Source organism: Micromonospora sp. WMMD729, assembly GCF_049315225.1.
Lineage (GTDB): Bacteria > Actinomycetota > Actinomycetes > Mycobacteriales > Micromonosporaceae > Micromonospora.
Genome location: NZ_CP186059.1, coordinates 2,664,525 through 2,686,632, shown reverse-complemented (window position 1 = coordinate 2,686,632; position 22,108 = coordinate 2,664,525). Strand labels below are relative to the sequence as shown.

Annotated in this window: 22 protein-coding genes; 12 read left to right on the top strand and 10 right to left on the bottom strand. The window is 73.8% G+C overall.

The window, feature by feature from the left end:
* Positions 1-62: 62 nt before the first annotated feature.
* Positions 63-1,532 (top strand): cryptochrome/photolyase family protein, encoded by a 1,470-nt coding sequence (locus ACN263_RS12265; RefSeq protein ID WP_422739923.1) that lies wholly within the window; start codon positions 63-65, stop codon positions 1,530-1,532.
* Here ACN263_RS12265 and ACN263_RS12260 read toward each other — a convergent pair whose 3' ends face one another.
* The 6 genes from ACN263_RS12260 to ACN263_RS12235 form a co-directional block, all read right to left on the bottom strand.
* The gene (locus ACN263_RS12260) at positions 1,533-2,405 is read right to left on the bottom strand and encodes an SDR family NAD(P)-dependent oxidoreductase (protein WP_422739922.1); all 873 of its coding nucleotides are present in this window, start codon (positions 2,403-2,405) and stop codon (positions 1,533-1,535) included.
* Entirely contained in the window at positions 2,392-3,882 is a 1,491-nt protein-coding gene (locus tag ACN263_RS12255) for a flavin-containing monooxygenase (protein WP_422739921.1), read from the bottom strand. The genes ACN263_RS12260 and ACN263_RS12255 overlap by 14 nt, the downstream gene beginning before the upstream one ends.
* 58 nt (positions 3,883-3,940) lie before the next feature.
* Positions 3,941-4,468 carry a PH domain-containing protein gene (locus ACN263_RS12250; RefSeq protein WP_422739920.1) on the bottom strand — a complete coding sequence of 176 codons (528 nt, stop codon included), beginning with the start codon at positions 4,466-4,468 and terminating at the stop codon, positions 3,941-3,943.
* A gap of 10 nt (positions 4,469-4,478) precedes the next feature.
* Positions 4,479-4,739 carry a hypothetical protein gene (locus tag ACN263_RS12245; protein WP_422739919.1) on the bottom strand — a complete coding sequence of 87 codons (261 nt, stop codon included), beginning with the start codon at positions 4,737-4,739 and terminating at the stop codon, positions 4,479-4,481.
* Complete coding sequence (locus ACN263_RS12240) at positions 4,709-5,119, bottom strand: hypothetical protein (RefSeq protein ID WP_422739918.1); 411 nt, start codon at positions 5,117-5,119, stop codon at positions 4,709-4,711. Before ACN263_RS12240 ends, ACN263_RS12245 begins: the two co-directional genes overlap by 31 nt.
* Positions 5,120-5,220: 101 nt before the next feature.
* A complete protein-coding gene (locus ACN263_RS12235; RefSeq protein ID WP_422736145.1) occupies positions 5,221-6,114 on the bottom strand; it encodes an IS982 family transposase in 894 nt (297 codons plus the stop codon).
* A gap of 299 nt (positions 6,115-6,413) precedes the next feature.
* Between ACN263_RS12235 and ACN263_RS12230 the strand changes: the two genes are divergently transcribed.
* The 6 genes from ACN263_RS12230 (at position 6,414) to ACN263_RS12205 (ending at position 14,591) form a co-directional block, all read left to right on the top strand.
* Entirely contained in the window at positions 6,414-7,046 is a 633-nt protein-coding gene (locus ACN263_RS12230) for an ATP-binding cassette domain-containing protein (RefSeq protein WP_422739917.1), read from the top strand.
* The gene (locus tag ACN263_RS12225; RefSeq protein WP_422739916.1) at positions 7,043-8,317 is read left to right on the top strand and encodes an extracellular solute-binding protein; all 1,275 of its coding nucleotides are present in this window, start codon (positions 7,043-7,045) and stop codon (positions 8,315-8,317) included. Before ACN263_RS12230 ends, ACN263_RS12225 begins: the two co-directional genes overlap by 4 nt.
* Positions 8,314-10,080, top strand: a complete 1,767-nt coding sequence (locus ACN263_RS12220; protein ID WP_422739915.1) for a hypothetical protein — start codon at positions 8,314-8,316, stop codon at positions 10,078-10,080. The genes ACN263_RS12225 and ACN263_RS12220 overlap by 4 nt, the downstream gene beginning before the upstream one ends.
* Positions 10,077-12,476, top strand: coding sequence for a tetratricopeptide repeat protein (locus tag ACN263_RS12215; RefSeq protein WP_422739914.1), 2,400 nt, complete (start codon positions 10,077-10,079; stop codon positions 12,474-12,476). The genes ACN263_RS12220 and ACN263_RS12215 overlap by 4 nt, the downstream gene beginning before the upstream one ends.
* Positions 12,477-12,537: 61 nt before the next feature.
* The gene (locus ACN263_RS12210; protein ID WP_422739913.1) at positions 12,538-13,161 is read left to right on the top strand and encodes an ABC transporter ATP-binding protein; all 624 of its coding nucleotides are present in this window, start codon (positions 12,538-12,540) and stop codon (positions 13,159-13,161) included.
* Positions 13,158-14,591 (top strand): DUF6297 family protein, encoded by a 1,434-nt coding sequence (locus ACN263_RS12205; RefSeq protein ID WP_422739912.1) that lies wholly within the window; start codon positions 13,158-13,160, stop codon positions 14,589-14,591. Before ACN263_RS12210 ends, ACN263_RS12205 begins: the two co-directional genes overlap by 4 nt.
* A gap of 34 nt (positions 14,592-14,625) precedes the next feature.
* Here the strand turns inward: ACN263_RS12205 and ACN263_RS12200 are convergent, their stop codons facing one another.
* The 3 genes from ACN263_RS12200 to ACN263_RS12190 all read right to left on the bottom strand — a co-directional run bounded on the left by ACN263_RS12200 (position 14,626) and on the right by ACN263_RS12190 (position 17,066).
* Positions 14,626-15,657, bottom strand: coding sequence for a poly(3-hydroxybutyrate) depolymerase (locus ACN263_RS12200; protein WP_422739911.1), 1,032 nt, complete (start codon positions 15,655-15,657; stop codon positions 14,626-14,628).
* Positions 15,658-15,796: 139 nt separating this feature from the next.
* Complete coding sequence (locus ACN263_RS12195; protein WP_422739910.1) at positions 15,797-16,399, bottom strand: MBL fold metallo-hydrolase; 603 nt, start codon at positions 16,397-16,399, stop codon at positions 15,797-15,799.
* Positions 16,400-16,457: 58 nt separating this feature from the next.
* Positions 16,458-17,066 (bottom strand): hypothetical protein, encoded by a 609-nt coding sequence (locus ACN263_RS12190; RefSeq protein WP_422739909.1) that lies wholly within the window; start codon positions 17,064-17,066, stop codon positions 16,458-16,460.
* Positions 17,067-17,224: 158 nt separating this feature from the next.
* Between ACN263_RS12190 and ACN263_RS12185 the strand changes: the two genes are divergently transcribed.
* The 3 genes from ACN263_RS12185 (at position 17,225) to ACN263_RS12175 (ending at position 19,671) form a co-directional block, all read left to right on the top strand.
* Positions 17,225-18,328, top strand: coding sequence for a hypothetical protein (locus ACN263_RS12185; protein ID WP_422739908.1), 1,104 nt, complete (start codon positions 17,225-17,227; stop codon positions 18,326-18,328).
* A gap of 76 nt (positions 18,329-18,404) precedes the next feature.
* Positions 18,405-19,268: a pentapeptide repeat-containing protein gene (locus tag ACN263_RS12180; RefSeq protein ID WP_422739907.1), complete on the top strand. Its 864-nt coding sequence runs from the start codon at positions 18,405-18,407 to the stop codon at positions 19,266-19,268.
* Between the two features lie 160 nt (positions 19,269-19,428).
* Positions 19,429-19,671 carry a preprotein translocase YidC gene (locus ACN263_RS12175; protein ID WP_422739906.1) on the top strand — a complete coding sequence of 81 codons (243 nt, stop codon included), beginning with the start codon at positions 19,429-19,431 and terminating at the stop codon, positions 19,669-19,671.
* On the opposite strand, the gene rnhA is transcribed toward ACN263_RS12175, so the two are convergent.
* Positions 19,668-20,132 (bottom strand): ribonuclease HI, encoded by a 465-nt coding sequence (rnhA, locus tag ACN263_RS12170; protein WP_422739905.1) that lies wholly within the window; start codon positions 20,130-20,132, stop codon positions 19,668-19,670. The two genes, ACN263_RS12175 and rnhA, sit on opposite strands and share 4 nt — an antisense overlap.
* 83 nt (positions 20,133-20,215) lie before the next feature.
* On the opposite strand from rnhA, the gene ACN263_RS12165 reads away from it, so the two are divergent.
* Positions 20,216-20,944, top strand: a complete 729-nt coding sequence (locus ACN263_RS12165; protein ID WP_422739904.1) for a tyrosine-protein phosphatase — start codon at positions 20,216-20,218, stop codon at positions 20,942-20,944.
* A gap of 48 nt (positions 20,945-20,992) precedes the next feature.
* Positions 20,993-22,102: a serine hydrolase domain-containing protein gene (locus ACN263_RS12160; protein ID WP_422739903.1), complete on the top strand. Its 1,110-nt coding sequence runs from the start codon at positions 20,993-20,995 to the stop codon at positions 22,100-22,102.
* The last annotated feature ends 6 nt before the right edge of the window (positions 22,103-22,108 follow it).

The following is a 22,108-nucleotide window of genomic DNA, read 5'->3' as shown; positions in this document are numbered from 1 at the left end:
CAGACATCGATCATCCGGCCTGCCGGCGCGCGGGACGGCCGGGAAATGGGCAGAATTGCGGGATGTTACGCCGCCGGTGGTTGCTGGCCGACCAACTCGGGCCACATTTCCTCGACGACCCCGATCAACCGGTCCTCCTGGTGGAGATCCGGGAACTGTTCCGCCGTCGCCCGATGCACCGGCAGAAGGCGCACCTGATCCTCTCCGCCCTGCGCCACCGCGCCGCCGAGCTGGGCGACCGGGCGCTGCTGCTGCGCACCGACACGTTCCGCGAGGCCCTGGCCCAGGTCGCCGAGCCGGTGGAGGTGTGCCATCCGCACTCCCGGGCCGCCCTCGGGTTCGTCCGCTCGGTGCCCGGCCTCACCGTGCTGCCGCCGCGTGGCTTCATCACCAGCCAGTCCGACTTCGTGGCCTGGGCGGACCGCACCCGCCGCGGCCCGCTCCGGATGGCCGACTACTACCGGCAGGCCCGCCGCCGGCATGACGTGCTGACCGGGCCGGCCCGGCTCCCCGCCACCGCCCCGACGCCGCGCCGCCCGCGTGGTGAGGCCACCGCCGTACCCGCCAGCCCACCGCCGCCTCCGCCCATCGTCGAGGACGACATCGACGCGCAGGTCCGCCGCGACCTCGACGGGTGGGCGGCCGACGGGGTGCGCTTCGTCGGTCGGGACGGCCCTCGGCGGTACCCGGCCACACACGACGAGGCGCAGGCCCGGCTGGCGCACTTCCTCGCGTACCGGCTGCCCGGGTTCGGCCGCTACGCCGACGTGATGAGCGCCGACGACCCGCTGTTCGCGCACTCGACGCTCTCGTCGTCGTTCAACCTGGGGCTGCTGCACCCCGAACCAGCCGTGCGCGCCGCCGAGCAGGCGTGGCGGTCCGGCCTCGCGCCGCGCACGGCGGTGGAGCCGTTCATCCGCGGGCTGCTCGGCTGGCGGGAGTTCCTCTGGCAGTTGTACTGGTACCACGAGCCGCAGTTCCGGGGCGCGAACTGGCTGGCCGCGACCGAGCCGATACCGCAGTGGTTCGCCGACCTGGACGCCGACGCGGTGGAGGCGCGCTGCCTGGCCGACGTGCTGGCCGCCGTCCGCGACCGGGCGTGGACGCACCACAGCCCCCGGCTGCTCGTGCTGGGCAACTACGCGTTGCAGCGCGGCTGGCGTCCCGCCGAGGTGGCGGACTGGTTCCAGCGCTGCTTCGTCGACGGCACCGACTGGGTGATGAACGCGACCGTGCTCGGCATGAGCCAGTACGCGGACCTGGCCCGGGTGGACACCCGCCCGTACGCGGTGGACGGCACCGACATCGACGAGATCAGCGACTACTGCGCCGGCTGCCGGTACGCGCCGGAGCGGGCGCTCGGCGAGCTGGCCTGCCCGTACACCGGAGGTTTCGAGAGCTTCCTGCACCGCAACCGGGAGCGGCTGGTGGCCGACCCGCGACTCGCCGCCGAGCTGGCCCGCCGCGACGAGCCCGCGCACCGCGAGGCGGTGCTGGCCCAGGAGGAGAAGCGCGGCGGCAGCCCGCCGTGATCAGGTGGGGTCGGCGACCGGCGGCGGGGCCGGCGCGGGCCGCGCCACGCCCCGGTTCAGGCCGACCACCAGCACCCGGTGGTACGACGCCGGCATGATCCGGGCCAGCAGGTCGGGCACCTTCGCCGACCAGCCGATGAGGACCCGGCCCCGACGCCGCTCGACAGCCCGCAGGATCACCTCGGCCGCCCGCTCCGGGGCGATGGTGAGCAGCTTCTCGAACTGCGCCCGGCCGGCGGTGTACTCCTCGATCGACACGCCGCTGCCGACGCGGGCGTTCTCGGTGATCCGGGTCCGGATCCCGCCCGGGTGCACCGACGTCACGCCGATGCCGTCGTCGACCAGCTCGTGCCGCAGCGCCTCGGTGAGACCCCGGACGGCGAACTTGCTCGCCGCGTACGCGACCTGCCCGGCCGGCGCGATCAGCCCGAACAGGCTGGAGACGTTGACCAGGTGCGCGCCCGGCTCGGCCTTGAGCGCCGGCAGCAGCGCGTGCGTCAGCTGCGCCACCGCCCGGAAGTTGATCTCGATGACCCAGCTGAACTCGTCGAACGTCACCTGGTCGAACCGGCCGCCGAGGCCGACGCCGGCGTTGTTCACCAGCAGCCGTACCCGCGGATGACGCTTGCCGATCTCGGCCGCCACCCGGGCGGTGGCCGCCGCGTCGGCGAGGTCCACCCGGTACGTGTGCACCCGTCGGTCCGGGTGCGCGGCCCCGATCGCGGCGACGACCGTGTCCAGCCGCTCGGCGTCCCGGTCCAGCAGCACCAGGTCAGCGCCCCGGTCGGCCAGGCCGTGCGCCAGCGCCGCACCGATGCCGCTGGCCGCGCCGGTCACCACGGCCGTCCCGCCGGCGAACTCAAACCTCCGCACGATCGGTGCTCCTTCCCTCGCGGGCGCGGCGGGAGAACCGCACACCCTCGTCGGCGAGCCGGCCGTGCCGCATCAGCAGCACGTCACGGACGTAGTTCTGGTGCAGCCGCCACGGCGTCCGCGCACCCTGCCGGGGCAGGGCGTCGACGCCCCGCAGCACGTACGAGGACCGCAGGTCGATCAGCGGGGCCCGCTCGGCACCGGGCGGCGGCAGCGGGGTCACGACCTGCTGGCCGGTACGGTCCAGGTGGCGCAGCAGCCGGCAGACGTAGCCGGCGACCAGGTCGGCCTTGAGCGTCCACGACGCGTTGGTGTAACCGATCGTCAGCGCGAAGTTCGGCACCCCGGAGAGCATCATGCCCTTGTAGGCGACGGTGTCCGACAGGTCGACGTCGACCCCGTCGACGCGCAGCGTCAGGCCGCCGAGGGCGAGCAGGTTGAGCCCGGTCGCGGTGACCACGATGTCGGCGCGTACCTCGTCGCCGGAGGCCAACCGGATGCCGTCGGCGGTGAACCTGTCGATGGTGTCGGTCACCACCGACGCCCGCCCCTGCGACACCGCGGTGAACAGGTCCCCGTCGGGCACCACGCACAGCCGCTGGTCCCACGGGTCGTAGCGCGGCGAGAAGTGCCGGTCGACGTCGTACCCGACCGGCAGCAGGCGCGTCGCGGCCCGGCGCAGCAGCCGTCGCACCAGCCCCGGCGCGCGCCGGCTGAGCTGGAAGGTGGCCGTGGACATGAGCACGTTCTTCCACCGCACCACCGGATACGCGACGCCCGCCGGCAGCCGCCGCCGTAGCGCGTCGGCCAGCCGGTCGCGCGAGGCCAGGGCGATGACGTACGTCGGTGAGCGTTGCAGCATCGTCACGTGCGCGGCCCGCTCCGCCAGGGCCGGCACCAGCGTCACGGCGGTCGCCCCGCTGCCGATCACCACCACCCGCCTGCCGGCGTGGTCGAGGTCGTCCGGCCAGTGCTGCGGGTGCACCAACCGCCCGGCGTACGCGTCGACGCCCGGCAGGACGGGCGTGTAGCCCTCGTCGTACCGGTAGTAGCCGGTGCAGGCGAACAGGAACGAACAGGTCAGCACCACCGTCTCGGCGGTGTCGGAGCGCTCGGCGTGCACCGTCCAACGGGCGGTGGCGCTGTCCCACTCGGCGCGCGTCACCCGGTGCGAGAAGCGGATGTGCCGCTGCACGTCGTACTCCCGGGCGGTCTCGCGCACGTACTCGAGGATGCTCGCGCCGTCGGCGATGGACCGCGCGTCGGTCCACGGCCGGAACGAGTAGCCGAGGGTGAACATGTCCGAGTCGGACCGGACGCCCGGGTAGCGGAACAGGTCCCAGGTGCCGCCGACGGCGTCCCGCGCCTCCAGCACCGCGTACGTCTTGTCGGGGCAGTCACGGCGCAGGTGGCAGGCCGCACCGATGCCGGACAGGCCGGCACCGACGATGAGCACGTCGACGTGGTCGGAAGGCATCGCTTCCTCCATCCGGGGCGGTGGTCGGACCCTAACACCGCGACCGAACGGCCGTTAACTAGTACTGGACCACCTGCGGGCCGTAGCGGTGGGCGGCCCACTCGGCGTCGAGCAGGGCCAGCATCCCGTCGAAGTCGTCCGAGGAGAGGACCGGCCCGTTGTTCTTGCGCCAGCCCATCTCCCGGGAACGCCGCTGCACCGCCGACTCGAACGCCCCGCTTGTCGTGCGCACCCAACAGGCGTCGCGCACGGTGGGCTCGTCGAGGAACAGCGCGGGACGCGCCTCGAACCCGGTGACCTCCGACCACTGGAACGTGTGCGTGCGGAACACGTGCCGCAGCCGTAGGCCCTCGTCGTTGACGTAGATCCCAGCCAGGTACATCCGCAGGACGAAGGTCAGCCACAAGCCGAGGAACAGCAGCGCGACGGCCAGGCCGAGGGCGGCCGGCGCGGCCATGCGACCCTGCGCCAGCGCGCGTCCGGCACTGATCACCACGGCGACAGCCATCGCCGACCCGGCCAGCGCCATGAGTCCGGCGAACGCCTGCGTCGCACCCCACGGATCCATCCGCCGCCATCTCCGCATGGCCCGCAGGCTAGTCGGTGGACGCTCGCGTGAACGTCATGATCCAGTTCGTCTCCCAGGTGCGTTCGCCGTCGACTGAGTACGCCTGCTCCCAGCGGGCCGTCGTCGCGGTGATCCCCGACCAGATGAACCGGCACCGGACCGGACGCCCCTCGTGCTGGTCGTCGGCGTAGAAGCGGCCCACCCCGTCGACGAAGCGACCGACCATCGGCGGCTGCTCCAACTCGCCGCGACCGCTGTTCATCCAGTAGATCGACCACTGCTCGCCCACCGGGTCGAAGATCCTGATCGTGGCCCCGGAGAAACCCATGGGCCCACCGGTCCTTCCGCTCGTGCGTCCCGCAGATAACCGGCCAGATCGGGGTCGTCAGGCGTTAGCAGGTGCCGCACCCAGGCGGCCCGCTCGTGCTCCAGCACCGCCAGCTCCCAGACGCAGCCGACCTCGCGCCGGCCCAGCTCGACGAAGTGGGTCGGGTCGTCGTCCGGACAGTCCAGCGCCGGTTGACCGGCCACCGCGATGTGCACCTGCACCGCGTTGTCCCACATCCAGGTGTACGCCAGCAGGCAGGCGCCGGTGTCCGCGCCCCGGTGCAGCACCACCCACCCGGCGGCCGGCCGCAACGTCAACGACTGCACCCGCTTCAGGCACACCGTGCGTCTTCGCGACCGCCACGCCATGCGACCGGCGGCGACAACACCCTGATGAGTGTGATGCCTGTGAGTCATCTAGACGAGTAAGTCCGAAGTTTGGGTCAGTGGTCGTAGGCGATCAGGGATCTGGTCACGGGCTGCCCGGTGGTCCGGTTGTGCCAGATCGCGGCGGTCATCGCGAGGAGCCGCTGGGCGACTCGGGCGGCTACCCCTTCGATACTCCGGCCGCCGTGTAACTCAAGGTCGAGTTGGCCCTTCAACGTGTCGTTGACCGACTCGATGAGCTGACGAATGGGCTTGAGTAGGTGTTCGTCCGGGCGTGGGGTGCGGTTGCGGTACGACGGTCTGAGCAATCGCACCCCACGCTCTGCCAGCCACCGGTCCAACTCGGCGGAGACGTACCCCTTGTCCGCCACGATCAGCAGGCCCGGACGGTCGGTGACGAGGTCCGGATCATGATCGAGGACCGCGGTCAGCACCTCCCGCTCGTCGACCTTCGGGGTGCCGAGCGCCCACGCGATGGGCAGACCTGACGGGGTGCAGATGAGATGCAGCCGCAGGCCCCAGAAGAACCTCGAGTGCGAGGCGCAGTAGCCGTACCCGGCCCACCCCGCCAGATCGGAGCGTTTCACCGTCGGCCTGGACCGGCCGCATTCCACCGGTGTGGAGTCGATGACCCAGGTCGTGTCGGACCACAGGTCGGTGTCCTCGGCGACCGCCCGAATGGCACGCTTGAGCAGCGGCAACGCCGCCCTCAACCGCTTGTTGTAACCGGACTGTCCAGGCAGGTACGGGAACGCCCCGGGCAGATGCCCGGGGACGAACCGAAGCCAACGGGCCTCGGAACGCACCCCGAGCAGCGCCTGCGCGACGGCCAGGGTCAGCAACTCCGCGTCGGAGAGCTTCGGTGGCCTACCCGTCCGGCGAGGACGCCCGAGCCAGTCGTCGATCTTCACGTACAGTGCGGTCAGAAGGGTGTTGAGGTCTGTCGTCACAAACGGATCTTCAACACCCTTCGTCTATACCCACACCCCGGGGTCGTTAGGACTTACTCGTCTAGATGACTCACAGGCATCACCCTCATCAGCATTACCGCCGCCGCTCAGCGCCGCGGCCCGACCGCGCTGATCGCGGCCTCGTTCCAGGCCACCGTCACTATTGCCGTGCCACTCCAGTGGTTGTGAACCTTTGAAGACACGGTCCAGGCGGCACCGCTTCCACAGTGGAAGATCGGCGGGACGTCGACTGTCGGCCACGTGTGCCACCCTGGGACGGGCATCCGTGGTCACCGGAGGTGAGGGCAACGTTACGACTACGCGCGCTGGTCGCCGTCCCCGGCACCGGGCCGGTCACCCTCGACGTCCCGGCCGGCGAGACGGCCGCCCTGGTCGCGCCGCCCCGCGTCGGCACGGCCGTGGCCCGGGTGCTGGCCGGCCTGGCCGCCCCGGTCACCGGCCGGATCATGGTGGGTGAGCGGGACGTCACGGCCCTGCCGCCACCGCGCCGGCAGATCGGTTACGTACCGGCGGGCGGCGCGCTGCTGCCGCAGCTCACCGTGCGCCGCAACATCGAGTACGGCCAGCGCAAACGCGAACGGGTACACGAGATGGCCGAGGACTGGACGACAAGGGTGGTGGAGCGGCTGGAGTTGGCGCCGACGCTCGACCTGCTACCGCATGTGCTCTCCGACGCGCAGCGGTTCCGGGTGGCGCTGGCCCGGGCGGCCGTCTGCCTGCCCGAGGTGCTCGTCGTCGACCTGCCCGTCGAGCCGGCCGGCGGCAGCCGTCTCGGCGATCTGCTGCCCCGACTCGCCCCACGAAACGCGCCCGGGATCGCCACGCTCGTCTGCACCGCCGACCCGTCCACCCTGGCCGAGATCCCGACGCGGCACGACCTGGTCACCGAGTCCGACGAGGTGCCACGGTGACGGCGTACGGCGGTCTCACCCGCCGTACGCTGCTGCGCGTCACAGCGGCCGGCGCGGCGGCTACCGTGGCCGGGTGCGCCCCCCGCGCCCGTCCGGTGCAGGTGGCCGTGGTCTGGAGCGGCAGCGAGCTGGACCGCTTCCGCGACGTCGTGGCCGCGTACCCCGCACCGGTACGGGTGGTCAGCGCCGGCAACGACATCGACGCGTTCCTGCGCGCCCGGCACCTCGCCGGCACCTCGCCGGACGTGGCGATCCTGTCGCGTCCCGGCCTGGTCACCGAGTACGCCGCGCGGGGCTGGCTGCGCCCGGTGCGCCCGTCGACCGAGTACGCCGTGCCGATCGGCCTCGGCGACCTGCTGATGGCCAAGGGGCAGCGCTACGGCCTCTGGGTCAAGGCGGCGCACAAGTCGCTGGTCTGGCATCTGCCCTCGATGCTGCCCGAGCCGCCGAAGAGCTGGGACGAACTGGTCTCGCTGACCCGCCGCCTCGGCGCGCTCGCCCGCCACGGCGGCCCCGCGCCGCTGGCCATCGGCGCGGCGGACGGCTGGGTGCTCACCGACTGGTTCGAGAACGTGCTGGCCGACCTCGCGCCCACCGCCTACGACGCGCTCGCCGCGGGCGAGGGCGACTGGCAGGGCCGGGCGGTGCGCGACACCCTCGACCGGCTCGCCGAGCTGTGGAGCATCGACGGCGCGTTCCCCGGCGGCGGCCGACGTGCCCTGCTCACCCAGTACGAGGAGTCGGTGATCCAGGTGGTGCGCTCACGCCGGGCGGTGATGGTCTTCGAGGCCGATTTCACCGCCGAGGTGGTGGGCCGGTTCCGCAGCGGCACCGAGGAGCCGGTCACCTTCCGTTTCCCGAGCACCGGGGCGGGCAGCGGCGCGTTGATCGTCGGCGGCGACGTCGCGGTGGCGTTCGACCACGACCGGGGCGGGCTGGAACTCATCGAGTGGTTGACCCTGGCCGACTCGTTCGGCCCCTGGCTGCGGGCCGGCGGCTACCTGTCACCGAACACCACCATCGCGCTGAGCGAGTACACCGACCCGGTGCGCCGGCAACTGGCCCGCGAGATGCGCGGGCCGGACACTCTGCACTTCGACCTCTCCGACCAGTTGCCCGGGGCGTTCACCGGCTCCGACGGGGTCGGCATCTGGCGCATCATGCAGGACTTCTTCGCCGACGTCACCGGCGGCGTGCCGGCCCGCCGGGCGATCGACGACGCCACCGGGCAGTTCGCCACGGCGGCCCGCGAGGCGGGCGGTGACCGGTGAGCGACACCCGGGTGCTCGGCGAGCTGGCGGTGCTCGACGACGTGGGCCCGCCCCGCCGGGGCCGGGCCTACCCGGCGGCCGGTGCGACGTCCGCGCTGCTGCTGCCGGCCGCGCTGCTGCTCGGCGCGCTGGTGCTGTGGCCGGTGCTGCGTACGCTGCACGCCAGCGTCACCACCGACGGCCAATGGGCCGGCGCGCAGCACTTCCGGGCCGCCCTCGACGCGCCGCACACCGGCGCGGTGGTCGGCCGTACGGTGTTGTGGGCGCTGCTGGTGCCGGCCGTGGTGACGGCGCTGGGCTACCTGTTCGCCGTCGTGTCGCGCCGCTCCCAGGAGGGTGGCCTGGTCCGCCTGATCCTGCTGGTGCCGGTGGCGTTGCCGCTGGTCGTCACCGGGGTGACCTTCCGGCTGATGTACGACCCCGACCCGACCCGGGGCCTGGTGACCCTGCTCGCGGCGCGGGTGACCGGTCGCTCCACCGAGGACGCCCCGCAACTGCTCGGGCCGGGCCTGGTGACGGTGGCGTTGATGTCGGCGTTCGTCTGGGCGTGGGTGGGGCTGGCGGTGCTGGTCTTCCGGGCCGCGCTGGACCGCGTACCGCCGAGCCTGGCCGACGCGGTACGCGCCTACGGCGGCGGCCGGCGACACGTCCTGTGGGACGCGCAGTGGCGACCGCTGTTGCTGCGTACCGTCGCGGTGGTCTTCGCCCTGGTGGCGCTCGGCACGAGCCGTACCTTCGACCTGATCCTGGTGATGACGCCCGGGTCGGTCCGCGACGACGCGGCGGTGCTCGCCCTGCGGGTCTGGCAGACCTCGGGCGGCACCACCACCGGGCAGGGCGCCGCGCTCGGCGTCATCTGGCTGGCGGCGGTGGCCGCCGGCATGCTGGTGGCGGCGTTCTTCGTCCGTCAGGCGTGGCCCCCGCCGCGCGTCGAGCCGGTGCCCGACCCGACTCCGGTGACGCCGCCGCGCCGGCTGTTCCGGGTGCTCGCCGCCGCCGCCGCGGTGGCCTGGCTCTTTCCGCTCGTGGTGCTGCTGGCGACCTCCGCGCACGGGCAGGTCGACGCCGCCGCGCAGGGCTGGTGGTCGACCCCGCCCGGCACGGGCTCCTACGCCGCCCTGCTCGGCGGCGGCGAGCTGTGGCGGGCGCTGGGCTTCACCCTGCTGCTGGCCAGCGTCGTCACCGCCACGGTCCTCGTCGTGGCGCTGCTGGCCGCGTACCCGCTGGCGTGGCTGACCGGGCCGGCCGCGCAGGCGACCGGTCTGCTGCTGATGGCCGCCACCGTCGTACCGGTGCAGGTGATCGCCGGGCCGGTCAACGAGGTGCTCGGCCTGGTGCTCTCGTCCGGCACCGCGCGGGGGTTGGCCCTGGTGCACGTGGCGCTCGGGGTGCCGTTCGCGGTGCTGGTGCTGCGCAACGCCTTCGCCGACCTGCCGGCCGAGCAGGTGCGGGGGGCCCGGCTGGGCGGTCGACGCTGGTGGGGCACCCTGCGTCGGCTGGCCCGGCACAACCTGCCCGCCGTGGTCGCCGTATCCGTGCTGGAGTTCGTCCAGGTCTGGAACGACCTGGCGGTGGGCCTGCTGTTCAGCGGCCCGGAGGCCACTCCGCTCGGGTTGTTCCTGGCCGGGCAGAGCCGTGGCTTCGTGTCCAACAGCGGGGTGCTCGCCGCCGGGTCGGTGCTCGCCTCGGTGCTGCCGGTGGCGCTCATGGTGCTCGCCCGGCGGCAACTCGTCGCCGGCCTGGTGTCCGGGGGCGTACGGTGACCCGCCCCACCGGCACGTCCGGCCGCGGGCCGCGGTGGCCGCTGCTCGCCGCCGTGGTGTCGCTGCTCGGCGGGGTGCTCGGAAACGTGGGCATCAACCTGCTCTCCGAGCTGGTGAGCAGCGCGCTCGGCCCGGCCGCCGAACTGCTCGGTCCGGCGAGCATCGTGGTCGGGTTCGTCGGCGCCATCGGTTTCGCGGTGTACGCGCATCAGCGCCGGGCCCGGCAAGGAACCGGCCCGGAGCCCACCGAGGTGGTCAGCGCGCCGGTCGAGGACGTGCCGACCCTGCCGTACACGGCGGGGTTCACCGGCCGCGACGAGCATGTCCAGGCGGTGCTGGCCCTGCTCGCCCGCGAGCATGCCGTGGCGGTGCTGGGCCGGCGGGCGGTGGGCACGTCCGCCTGCGCCATCCAGGCGGCGAACCTGTGCCGGGCGGACTTCCCGGACGGGCAGTACCACTTCGACCTGCGCCGGGGCGGTCGACCCCGGTCGCCCCGACAGGTGCTCACCGCGCTGGCGGGGGTGCTGGGCACCGCGCCGCCGGCGTCCGGTCGGCCGGACGCCCTCGCGGCCGCGGCCGCCGCGATCCGCCGCAAGGTCGACGGGCGCAAGATCCTGCTGGTGCTGGACAACGTCGACCGGCCGGAGCAGGTCCGCGCGCTGCTCCCGCCGACCGCGCGCACCTGCCGGCTGCTGCTGGCCGGTGGTCCCGCGCTCAGCGGGTTGAACGGCGTGGTGGAGCACTGGATCGCCGAGCCCGGCCCGGAGGAGGCGGTCGAGCTGTTCGCCGCCGCCGGCGGCGCCGCCCCGGCCGCCCGGGTCCGCCGCGCCGACCCGCGTACCGACCCCGCGGTGCGCGAGATCGTCGACCTGTGCGGCCGGCAGCCGCGCACCGTCCGCGCGCTCGGCTACCGCACCGCCCAGCACGGCTGGCGGCACGCCGACGTGCTGGACGCGCTGCGCCGGGCGGTGCGCACCCCGCCGCACCAGCGGGTCGCCGTCTCGCCGGCGGCCCAGCTCGTCACCGAACGGGACACCGCGTACCGGGCGTTGACCCGCGAGGCCCGCCGGCTGTACCGGCTGATGTCCCTGGCGCCCGCCCCGGTGGACCGCCCGACCATCGCCGCGCTGGCCCGCCGGCACCCGGAGCGGATCACCGGGCTGCTGGACCAGTTGGCCGCCGCCGCGTTCGTCGTCGGCGCCCCCGGCGACCGGTACGAGGTCCGTCCGCTGCTCGCCGCGAACGCCCGCCTGCACCTGCGCGACGCCGATCCGGCCCGTTCCCGGGTCGCCGCGCAGGCACGGCTCACCCGGCAGCTGGCCCGGCGGGCAGAACGGCACGCCGCCAACCTGGCCGTGCTGGGCTCCCCGCCGGACCGGGAGTGGTCGCTGCCGCTGGACGACGACCCGTACGGCTGGTTCGACCTGCACCAGGAGCTGCTGCTCGCGGTCGTACGGGTGCCCGCCGGGGCGGCCGAGACGCTGCCCCGACGGGTACGCCGGTGGTGGTTCCGGTTGGCCGTGGCGCTGTGCGGGTGGCTCGCGCACGTCGAACGGCTGGACGAGTGGGAGCAGGTGTGCCGCACGGTGCTGGCCACGCCGACGGCCGACGACCGGCCGGAGATCGCCGGCTGGGCGCACAACGAGCTGGGCGTGCTGCGCCGACGTCGGCACGATCCGCAGGGCGCGGCGGCGGCGCTCACCCTCGCGGTGGCCGAACGCGGCCGGCGGGGTACCGCCCAGGCCCGGATGAACCTCGGACTGGCCCTGCTCGACCTGGGGCAGCTCGACGATGCGGTGGAGCACCTGGAGCTGTCCCGCCGGCACCGGTCGTCGGCGGACCGGGCCGGGCACGCCCTCACCCAGCTGGGCCTCGGCGCGGCGCAGTTGGCGCGGGGCGAGCTGGACGCCGCGCACCACCATCTGGTGCGGGCGGCGAACACGTTCCGGTCGGTGGGTGACGCGCGCGGTTACGCCGCCGCGTTGACGAACCTGGTGCTGGTGCACGCCAGCCTCGGCGAGCACCTGGACGCGGCGCAGGCGTGGCGGGCCGCCCTGCGCGAGTACGAGTCGGTCAACGACCCGACGAGTCGGGCCGCCGCACTGCTCAACGCCGGCGCGACGCTGCTGACCAGCGCGCCGGGGCAGGCGCGGACGGCGTACGAGCTGCTGGCCGAGAGCCGACGGCTGCGCGAGGACGTCCGGCCCACGGCGGGGTTGGGGCGTACCCTGCTCTACCTGGGCGACGCCGCCGCGGCGCTGGGCGATGAGGCCGACGCGCGGCGGCTGTGGGCGGACGCGGCGACGGTGGCCGAGGAGGTCGGCGACGACCGGGCGCTGACCGCCGCCGACGAACGCCTGGAACACGACGTCGACGCGCCGCCGGCCACCCCCTGACCGACGGCGGGCGTGATGTCGATCGCGGACCGTGGTCGCTGGCGCGGGTCTGGGAGAGTGTGTGACCGTGGACGCTCTCTCGGTGCGGGGACTCAGCCGCAATTTCGGCAATCTGGTGGTGCTCGACGACGTGACCTTCACGCTGCCGCCGGGCCGGATCGCGGTGGTGCTGGGCCCCAACGGCAGCGGCAAGACCACCCTGCTGCGCTGCGTGGTGGGCGCCGACCGGCCGGACGCGGGCGAGGTGCGGGTGCACGGGTACCGGGCCGACGAGACCGACCCGCAGGTGCGTTCGCTGGTGGCCGCCGCCCTGGACGACATCGACTTCTTCCCCGACCTGTCCGTGGTCGAGCACCTGGAACTGGTCGCGTACGCGCACGGGGGCAGTGCCGAGCCGGTCGAGGAGGTGCTCACCGAGCTGGGCCTGGAGCCGGCTCGTGATCAGCTTCCGGTCACCCTGTCCAGCGGGCAGCGCCGCCGGCTCGCGCTGGCGTCCTGCTTCGTCCGGCCGCGCCGGGTGTTGATCCTCGACGAGCCGGAGCAGCGCCTCGACGTGGCCGGACGGCAGTGGCTCGCCGACCGGCTGCGGCGCGAACGCGACGCCGGCACCACCGTGCTGATGGCCTCGCACGACCCGGAGCTGATCGACGCGGTCGTCGACGAGCGGATCGAGATCGGCCGGTGACGGCCGTCCCGACCACGATCGCCGAGGAGGCGCCCGCCGGGCTGCCCACCGCCCGCCAGGTCCGTACCCACCTGCGCCGCGCCCGTCGCCGGCACCACGACCATTCCCTGGGCGACGTGCTGGGCAGCGCGTACGTCGTGGTGCTGTTCGTGGGCATGTACGGCTGGTTCGCGATCAGCGCCAGCCGCGACCTGCTGGACTCCCCCAGCGTCGGGCGGGCCGAGCCGGGCGTGCGGTGGTGGCTGGCCCTCGCCGCGCTGCTCGCCGGCGCCGGGCTGGTCTGGCGCGGCCTGCGCGCCTTCGGCCCGCTGCTGGTCACCCCGGCCACGCAGAGCTGGGTGACCAGCGCGCCGATCGACCGGCGGGCCTGGTTGGCACCGCGCCTCGCGGTCCTGCTGACCGGCGCCGCCGTGGGCACGGCCGCGCTCGGGGTGGCCGTGGCGGCCCTCGGCGGGGTCACCGATGCGGCGGCCCTGGGCTGGGCGGCCGCCGCCGGCGCGGGATGGGGCGCCGCCGCGCTCACGCTCAGCGTCGTCGCACAGGGCAGCCGGGCCGGACGGCGGTGGCCGACGCTGGCCGGCGCGGTGCCGATGGTGGCGGCGGCCGTCATCACCGCCGTCGTGGTGCTCACCGGTCGCCTCGGCGAGGGACTGCCCCGACCGTCGGCGACGCCGACGATCGCGCTGGTCGCCGTCGCCGTGCCGCTCGCCATCGTCGCCACGGTCCTGGCGGTACGGGCGCTGCCCCGGGTGGATCGGGCCACCCTGACCACCGGCGCGCAGTTCGCCAACGCCGCCGCCACGGCCACCGTCCTGCTCGACCCGAGCCTGCTGGCCGGCCTGGTGGAGAGCCGTCGTTGGCGGCGCGTCGGTCGGGTGCGCAGCGGCCGGTTCCGGGCCGGTCCGGGCTGGTGGGCGCTGCTCCAGGCGGATGTGCGACGGCTGCGCCGCCACCCCAGCGCCGTGCTGATCTGGGCGGGGCTCGTCGGCGTCCAGTACGCGGCCGCGCTCGCCCTGCCCGGTCTGGCCGGGGTCGCGCAGGTGGTGTTCGCCTACCTGGCAGTCAGCCGGCTCACCGGTGGGCTGCGCGCGGTCAGCAGGTCGGCCGGGCTGCGCCGCACGCTCGGCGGCAGCGACGCCCTGCTGCGCGGCGTACACGTGGTGGTGCCGGCGCTCGGCGCGGGCCTGTGGTGGCTGCTGACCCTGCCGAGCCTGCCCGGTGTCGACGCCGGACCGGCCTGGCTCGCGCCGACGCTGGCGCTCGGGGTGGTGGCCGCCGCCTTCCGGGCCGGCACCCGCCCGCCGCTCGACTACGGCGGCGCGACGGTCAACACGCCGTTCGGGATGGTCCCGGTCGACCTGCTGCGGCAGGGTGCCCGGGGGCCGGCGCTGCTCGCGGTGGTCGTCCTGGTCCAACTGTTCCTGGGCTGAGGGCCACCGCTCCTGGGCCGAGGGGCCACCGCCGTCAACCGTCCAGCCGGCGGACCATGTTCATGATGGTTTCGAGCTGCGCGCCGCCCTTGATCGGGAAGTTCGTCGCGCCGAGGTAGCCCCACCAGTCCCAACAGCCGTTCGGGTTGCTCAGCGCGGTGCCCGCCTGGGGGTAGAGCACGATCAGGTTGTTGGTGTCGGCGTACTGGTTGAGGTTGGCCCGGTCGACGAAGGCCGTACCCACCGACCCGGCCCCCTGGGCGCAGCCGTGCAGGGCGACCAGCAGCCGGCACGACTGGCCGGCCGCGCACGCCGACGGGACGTACGCGTAGCCGTTGGCGTCCATGCTCAGCCCGTTGGCCCACCCGTTGACCGCGTACGTGTTCTGGTCGAAGCGGATCAGCGTGCCGCCGAGCGCTGAAGTGTTCGGCGCGTTGACCCCACCGAGCAGTTTGCGCAGCAGCGCGTTCTGCGGGTCGGTGCCGCAGTCGTTCAGGTAGGGCGACGCGGTCGCCGTGCACCCCACCGTGCCGTACGGGGTGACCCACGCGTGACCGGCGGCGGAGCCGCTGTCGTACTGCACGGTCGCACCGAAGCGCTGGTAGTAGCGGACCAGGTCGTCGGTGACGGACTTCTTGACGGCGGTGTCGTTGGCGCCGTGGAACACGTACACCGGATCACCGGAGAGGTTGCCGACCGGGTCGATCCAGCCGTACGACGCCCAGGTGCGGGTGTACGTCTCCAGCGCCGGCACGTTCGTCGGGTAGATGTTGTCGCCGCAGCCGTAGAGGGCCTGGGCGACGGTGTTCTGGGAGCAGTAGTACGGGCCGGCGGCGAAGACGGCCGCGCCCCGGATCCGGGACGAGTAGGCGACGTGCAGTTGGGTGGCCAGGTAGCCGCCCGAGGAGACCCCGGCGACGTACACCCCGGAGACGTTGTAGGTGCCCAGCGCCCCGGAGACCGGTGGCCTGGTGGACGGGTTGGCGGCCCGGGCGGGAGCCGCGACGGTCAGGATCAGCAGCAGGACGGCGGTCAGGGCGGTGGCGGCTCTGCGCGGTGTGGTCATCGACGTTCTCCTCGGCAGCGCCGGCGGGACGTCGACGCGCGCCGAAGCTACCGTGACGCGGGCCACACCCGACATGAGCCCGACTGACACGTTTGTCGATGTCGGTGTGTGCCCCGGCCACCTACGACCGCGGCGTCGCTCAGGCGGTGTCGCCCGGCACGAGGTGGCGGTAGCCGGGGATGGTCTCGGCGAACCAGCCGGCGACACTGGCCAGGCCACGGTCGTTCAGCTGCGCGTCGTGGATCGGGTACGCGGCCTCGGCGCCCACGGCACGGGCGAAGCGGATCGCCTCGTCGAGGCGGAGCCACGACCCGTGGGCGGGCACGAGCAGGGTGCGTACCGGCTCGTCCGGCACGTGCACCGAGTCGCCCGGGTGGTAGAGCCCGTCGCCGATCAGGTAGCCGAGGTTGGCACAGTCGGGCTGGCCCTCGTGGATCACGGCGTGCCGGCCACCGTGGGCGCTGACCGTGATGCCGGCGGCGGTGAAGCGCTGGCCCGGGCGTACCCGGGTGACCGGCAGCGGGGCGAGGTCGGGCAGCCGGGCGCCCTCGGGCACGTACACCGGCACGCCGAGCCCGGCCAACCGCAGCACGTCGACGTGGTCGGTGTGCTCGTGGGTGACCAGGACGGCGTCGGCGCCGACCAGCGCCTGCGGTTCGCTCCAGGTGCCGGGGTCGATCACCAGCACCGCGCCGTCGTGCTCGACGCGGACGCAGGAGTGCGTGAACCGGGTGATGATCATCAGGTGACGCTACCTCGCGGCGCCGCCCCGGCCACGACCGGTGGCGGGACGCGGTCCGTCACATCCGACGTCCCGCCGACATCCGGAGGATGTACAGGAACTGGGCCGCGAACGTGGCCAACGCGACCACCACCCCGGCGGCCACCATGAGCCAGTGCCAGCCCCCGACCGCGCCGAGCACCAGGGCGACCCCCGAACCGATCAACGACGCGTTGACCGCCCCCACGAGCGCGGCCGTGGTGAGCAGGAACTCCCAGCGCCCCGGCCGGGTGCCCACCAGCGTCCAGGCCGTCTCCGCGCTGTCCTCGGACACCACCGCGTCCGCGAAGAAGTCGTGCTCGCTGGCGAGACGATGGTGGTAGTAGGCGCGGATGCGCTGGATCCTGCGCAGGTCCAGCGAGTTCTCCACGGTGGTCTCGACCAGCCGCAGGAAGGTCAACAACCCGATGATCACCAGGATCGGCAGCACGGCACCCAGGTAGGGCCGGACCACCCGGTCGTTCCCGGCGGCGAAGCCGAGACCGATCAGGGCCGCCGAGAGGACGGACAGGAAGATGGTGGCGCGGCCGGTGGCCTCGTCGATCGTGCCGGCCCGGGACGTCTGCAGCGCGTAGTGCTCGGTGTTCAGGACACTCAACAGCGCCTTCTCGCGTTCCGCGTCGTCCACCCCGTCACCTTCCGCGCTCGCCTGACTCCGATACCGTCACCCTACGAGTGGTACGGCGGCCCCGACCGACGAAACCGGACGGTCACGAACGGGACAGCGAGCGGCACAGCCGGCCCGTATCCTCCGCATCTCGGTGGGCCATGACGGAAGGGGACCGGATGCCCGAGTGGGCGGGGCGGAGCGGAGGTCGCGGCCGACAACGACGCGCCGTCGTGGTCGGTGGGCCGTTGCTCGGTATCGCGCTCGTGATGCTGCTGGCCGCCTGGCGCAGCACCGGCTTCCTCAGCGACCTGCTGCTCAACCTCGGCTCCAGCGTCGTGCTCGCGGCGATCTCGTACGTCATCTTCGACCCGCTGTTCGAAGAGGCCCGCAGGGCCCGGGTGCAGGAGCACCTGAGCTTCGACCAGGCGGCGTTCGTGACACGGCTGCGCCGCTGCACGCGGCGGGTCCGCATCCTCGACACCTGGACGATCCTGCTGGAGCAGCGGCACCGCGAGGAGACCTTCGACGCCGTACGCGCGGCGCTCGGCAACGGCGCCCACGTCCAACTGCTCCTGCTCGACCCCGACTGCACCGCCGCGCAGCAACGCTCCGAGGAGTTGGAACGGCAGCGGGTGGACGTGCCGCGCCAGATCCGTACCAACCTGCGTCACCTGGCCGCGTTCTCCGACACCCTCGATCCGGCGGTGCGGCACCGGTTGCAGGTACGGCTCTACGACGCGTCCCCGTCGATCCAGCTCTACCAGTGGGACAGCCGAGCGCTGATCTCGTTCTTCCCGATCGGGAAGTTGTCGTTCAACGTGCCCCAGCTCGAGGTGGACATGGACAGCCCGTGGGGCGGTTTCGTGCACGCCCGGTTCGAGGAATTGTGGGAGCACCAGCGGGAGACCTCGAACCTGGACCAGTACTGGTCGGTGACCGTGACGCTGCGCCACGAGGACTCCGACGTGGTCGAGGTGCAGGTGCCCTACGTGACGGTCCAGGGGCAGCACTACGTCGACTGCCGGGCGTTCCGGGTGACCGGCCCGCTGACCGTACGCGCCATCCTGCCGCCCCGCCCGGGCGCGACGCCGGCGGTGTTCGCGCTGGCCGAGCCGGCCGAAGGGGACCCCACGCCGGCCACCGTCGTGGCCCGGCACTTCGACCAGAAGTACGGGCACGGCGACGGGCAGCGGGCGGTACGCCGGCTGGTACCCGCGCCGGACGGTCCGCGTACCCCCGTTCCGCGCGCCGCGGCGGCCGGCGACCCGCACGGAGGGTGACCCCGCGTCGGCCCCTCGGGTGCCGGGCGGGACCCTGGTGACCACCGCCTACCGACGACCAGAGGGAGTACCGGCCGTGCCGCCCAGCCCCGGGCCGACGCCGCTGCGCGCCGACTGCGCGCGCTGCTTCGGGTTGTGCTGCGTGGTTCCCGCCTTCGCCGCGTCGGCGGACTTCGCCATCGACAAGCCCGCCGGCCGCGCCTGCCCGAACCTGCGCCCGGACCACCGCTGCGGCATCCACAACGAGCTGCGGGAGCGCGGATTCGCGGGCTGCACCGTCTTCGACTGCTTCGGCGCGGGGCAGCAGGTCGCGCAGGTCACCTTCGGTGGGCGGGACTGGCGGGACGCTCCGGACACCCTGCCGGCGATGGCCGAGGCGTTCCGGGTGCTTCGTCCGTTGCACGAACTGCTCTGGTATCTCACCGAGGCGTTGTCGCTGGGCCCGTCTGCCGGGCTGCGCGCCGAACTGGACCGCGCCCGCGTCGAGATCACCGGACTCACCGAGGGCGAGCCGAGTCGCCTGCGGACCGTGGACGTCGACGCACACCGGGCCCGGGTCAACCCACTGCTGTCGCGCGCCAGCGACGCGGCGCGCGCTCCCGGAGGCCTCGACCGGCGGGGCGCCCACCTCTTCGGCGTCGACCTGCGCCGGACGGACCTGCGCCGGGCCAACCTGCGCGGCGCGCTGCTGATCGGCGCCGACCTGCGCGGCGTCGACCTCGCCCTGGCCGACGTCACGGGTGCGGACCTGCGCGGCGCCGACCTGCGCGGGACGGACCTGCGGACCACCCTGTTCCTGCACCAGGCCCTGCTCGACGCCGCGCGCGGCGACGCTCGCACGGTCCTGCCGGCGACGCTGACCCGGCCGGCGCACTGGACGGCGCTCGCGCTCACACCGGTGCGCGCCCCCGCCGCGAGCCGCCGGGGTCGGCGACGCTGACGACGGTACGGGTCCGGCGTCGACCGGCAGGCCCCGCGGCTGACGAACGCCACGGTCGGCCCCGGTCGCCCAACCGGCGGCTGCCGCCGGACGAGGTTTCGCAGGTGACGACGCCGGGTAGCCACCGCCGACGCGGACCGGCAGCGACGGGAGGCACGGCGTGGGCTACCGAAAGCGCGACGGTGAGCTGCCGGGCGACCCGCAGCACAGCGAGGACGAGGCCGGTCAGGTTCCGTTGGTGCAGGTCGAGGCGGACACCGAGGTCCCGGCGCCGGCCGACACGGACGAGCGGCCGGACATCGTCACCGAGGACAACAGCTCCGGTATGACCGGCGGCTCGTCCGGCAGCAGCGGCGGCGGGTCGAGCATGCCGGGGCACCCCGACGCGACCCGCCGCGGTTAGCGGCTCGCCAGCGCCGCACGCGCCTCGGTCATGCCCTTGTTGGCCAGACCGTCCGCGCGCTCGTTCTCCGGGTGGCCGTTGTGCCCCTTGACCCACAGCCAGGTCACCTCGTGCCGCGCGCAGGCCGCCTCCAGGCGCTGCCACAGGTCGGCGTTCTTCACCGGCTGCTTCGCGGCGGTCTTCCAGCCGTTGCGCTTCCAGGACGCCAACCAGCTCGTGATGCCGTTGCGCACGTACGTGCTGTCGGTGTGCAACTCGACGGTCACCGGTCGGTTCAGGCTCTCCAACGCCTGGATGGCCGCCATCAGCTCCATCCGGTTGTTGGTCGTCGGCGTGGCCTCGCCGCCGCACAGCTCCCGCTCGTGGTCGCCGTAGCGCAGCAGCGCCCCCCAGCCGCCCGGCCCGGGGTTGCCACTGCACGCCCCGTCGGTCCAGATCTGCACGCCCCTGCCGTCCGCCATGGCAGGCAACCTACCGGGCGGCGGCCCCGCGCCGGCCCGTCGGGGGCCGCCACGCCCGGGCCGCAGGCGCTAGGGTCTGGCGGATGGACCGGCACGTCGCGTTCGACCGTCTGCACAACTTTCGCGATCTCGGTGGTTACCGCACCGACGACGGGCGTACGGTCCGCTGGCGGCTGCTCTACCGCTCGGACTCGTTGGGCAAGCTGGCCGACGCCGACCTGGACCGGTTCCACGCCCTCGGCGTCGGCACGGTGATCGACCTGCGGTATCCGTGGGAGATCGCCGCGCGGGGCCGCGCGCCGCAGCTCGACGGGCTGGCCTGGCACAACCTCAGCATCGAGCACCGCCCCTACGACCAGGCGACGATCGACCCGGCGCTCGACCCGTGGCGGTACCTCGCCGACCGGTACGCCGAGGTGGCCGAGGACGGGGTGGCCGAGCTGCGGCAGGCGTTGGCGGTGATCGCCGCCGCCGATGCTCCGCTGGTCTTCCACTGCGCGTCCGGCAAGGACCGGACCGGCCTGCTGGCCGCGCTGCTGCTCGCGCTGCTCGGCGTGGACGAGGAGCAGATCGCCGCCGACTTCGCGCGTACCGAGCTGGCCACCGAGCGCCTCGTCGCCGACTGGCGGGCCCTGAACCCCGACCGTGAGCTGCTCTGGCCCGGGTACGGCCGCGCGCCGGAGGCCATCATCCGGCACTTCCTGGCCGACCTGACCGAGGCGTACAGATCGGTGGTCGGCTACGCCACCGCCCGGCTCGGCGTGGACGAGGCGCTGACCGCCCGACTGCGCGACCGACTCCTGACCGGCTGAGGAAAATCGCGCGCCCGGGAGCGGTCCGATCTGTCAGAGTCGTTCGCCGTGGACGGTGACTGGGAGAGCCTGCGGGCTGACGTACGGCGCACGATCGACGAGCTGATCGCCGACGGGCGGGAATCCGGGGTGCAGGTCGCCGCGTACCTGCACGGGTCGCCGATGCTGGACGTGCACGCCGGGAGCGCCGACCGGGCCACCGGCCGGGCGCTGGGTGGCGACACGCCGATCTGGAGCGCGTCCACCGGCAAGGCGCTCACCGCGACCGTGGTGCACGTGCTGGCCGAGCGGGGCGAGCTGGACTACGACCTGCGGATCGCCGAGGTGTGGCCGGAGTTCGGCCGGCACGGCAAGGAGCGGATCACCCTGCGGCACGCGCTCACCCACACCGCCGGTGTGCCCGTCCTGCCGGCGGACGTGACGCCGGAGGACTTCACCGACTGGGACCGGATGTGCGCGATCGTGGCCGACAGCGAACCGATCGCCCCGCCCGGAGCGGTCAGCGCGTACCACGCGTGGACCTTCGGTTGGCTTGTCGGTGAGGTGGTCCGCCGGGTGACCGGCAGGCGTGTCTCGCAGGTGCTCGCCGAGGACGTGGCCGGGCCGCTCGGGGTGGCCGACGAACTGTATCTCGCGGTGCCGGCCGCTGACCTGGACCGGCTGGCCCGGGTGGAGGACCGCAACCTGTCGGCGCTGTTCGCGTTCGCCAGCGCGAACCTGCCCCACTTCGACCGGGTCGCCCCGGCCGGCGTCCGACCCGGCGCGGAGATCGGCAGCCGGGCCGACGTCCTCGCCGCCGAGGTGCCGGCCACCGGCACGGTGACCGCCCGGGCGCTGGCCCGGATGCTCGCCGCGCTGATCGGCGAGGTGGACGGCGTCCGACTGATCTCGCCGGACCGGTTGCGGACCGTGACGACGCCGGACGGGCCGTCCGGGCCGGAGTGGGTCTTCGGGCAGCAGACGACCTGGGGACTCGGGTACGCGCTGGACGACGACGGTTCGTTCGGTGCGGCCGGCAGCGGCGGCAGCCTCGGGTTCGCGTACCCGGAGTTGGGGTTGACGGTCGCGGCGACGAAGACCCTGCTGGCAGCCGGCGACGGCGACCCGATGGAGGACCTGCGGGTGCGGATCCGCGACGCGGTGGCCGCCCGGCGCTGACCGGTC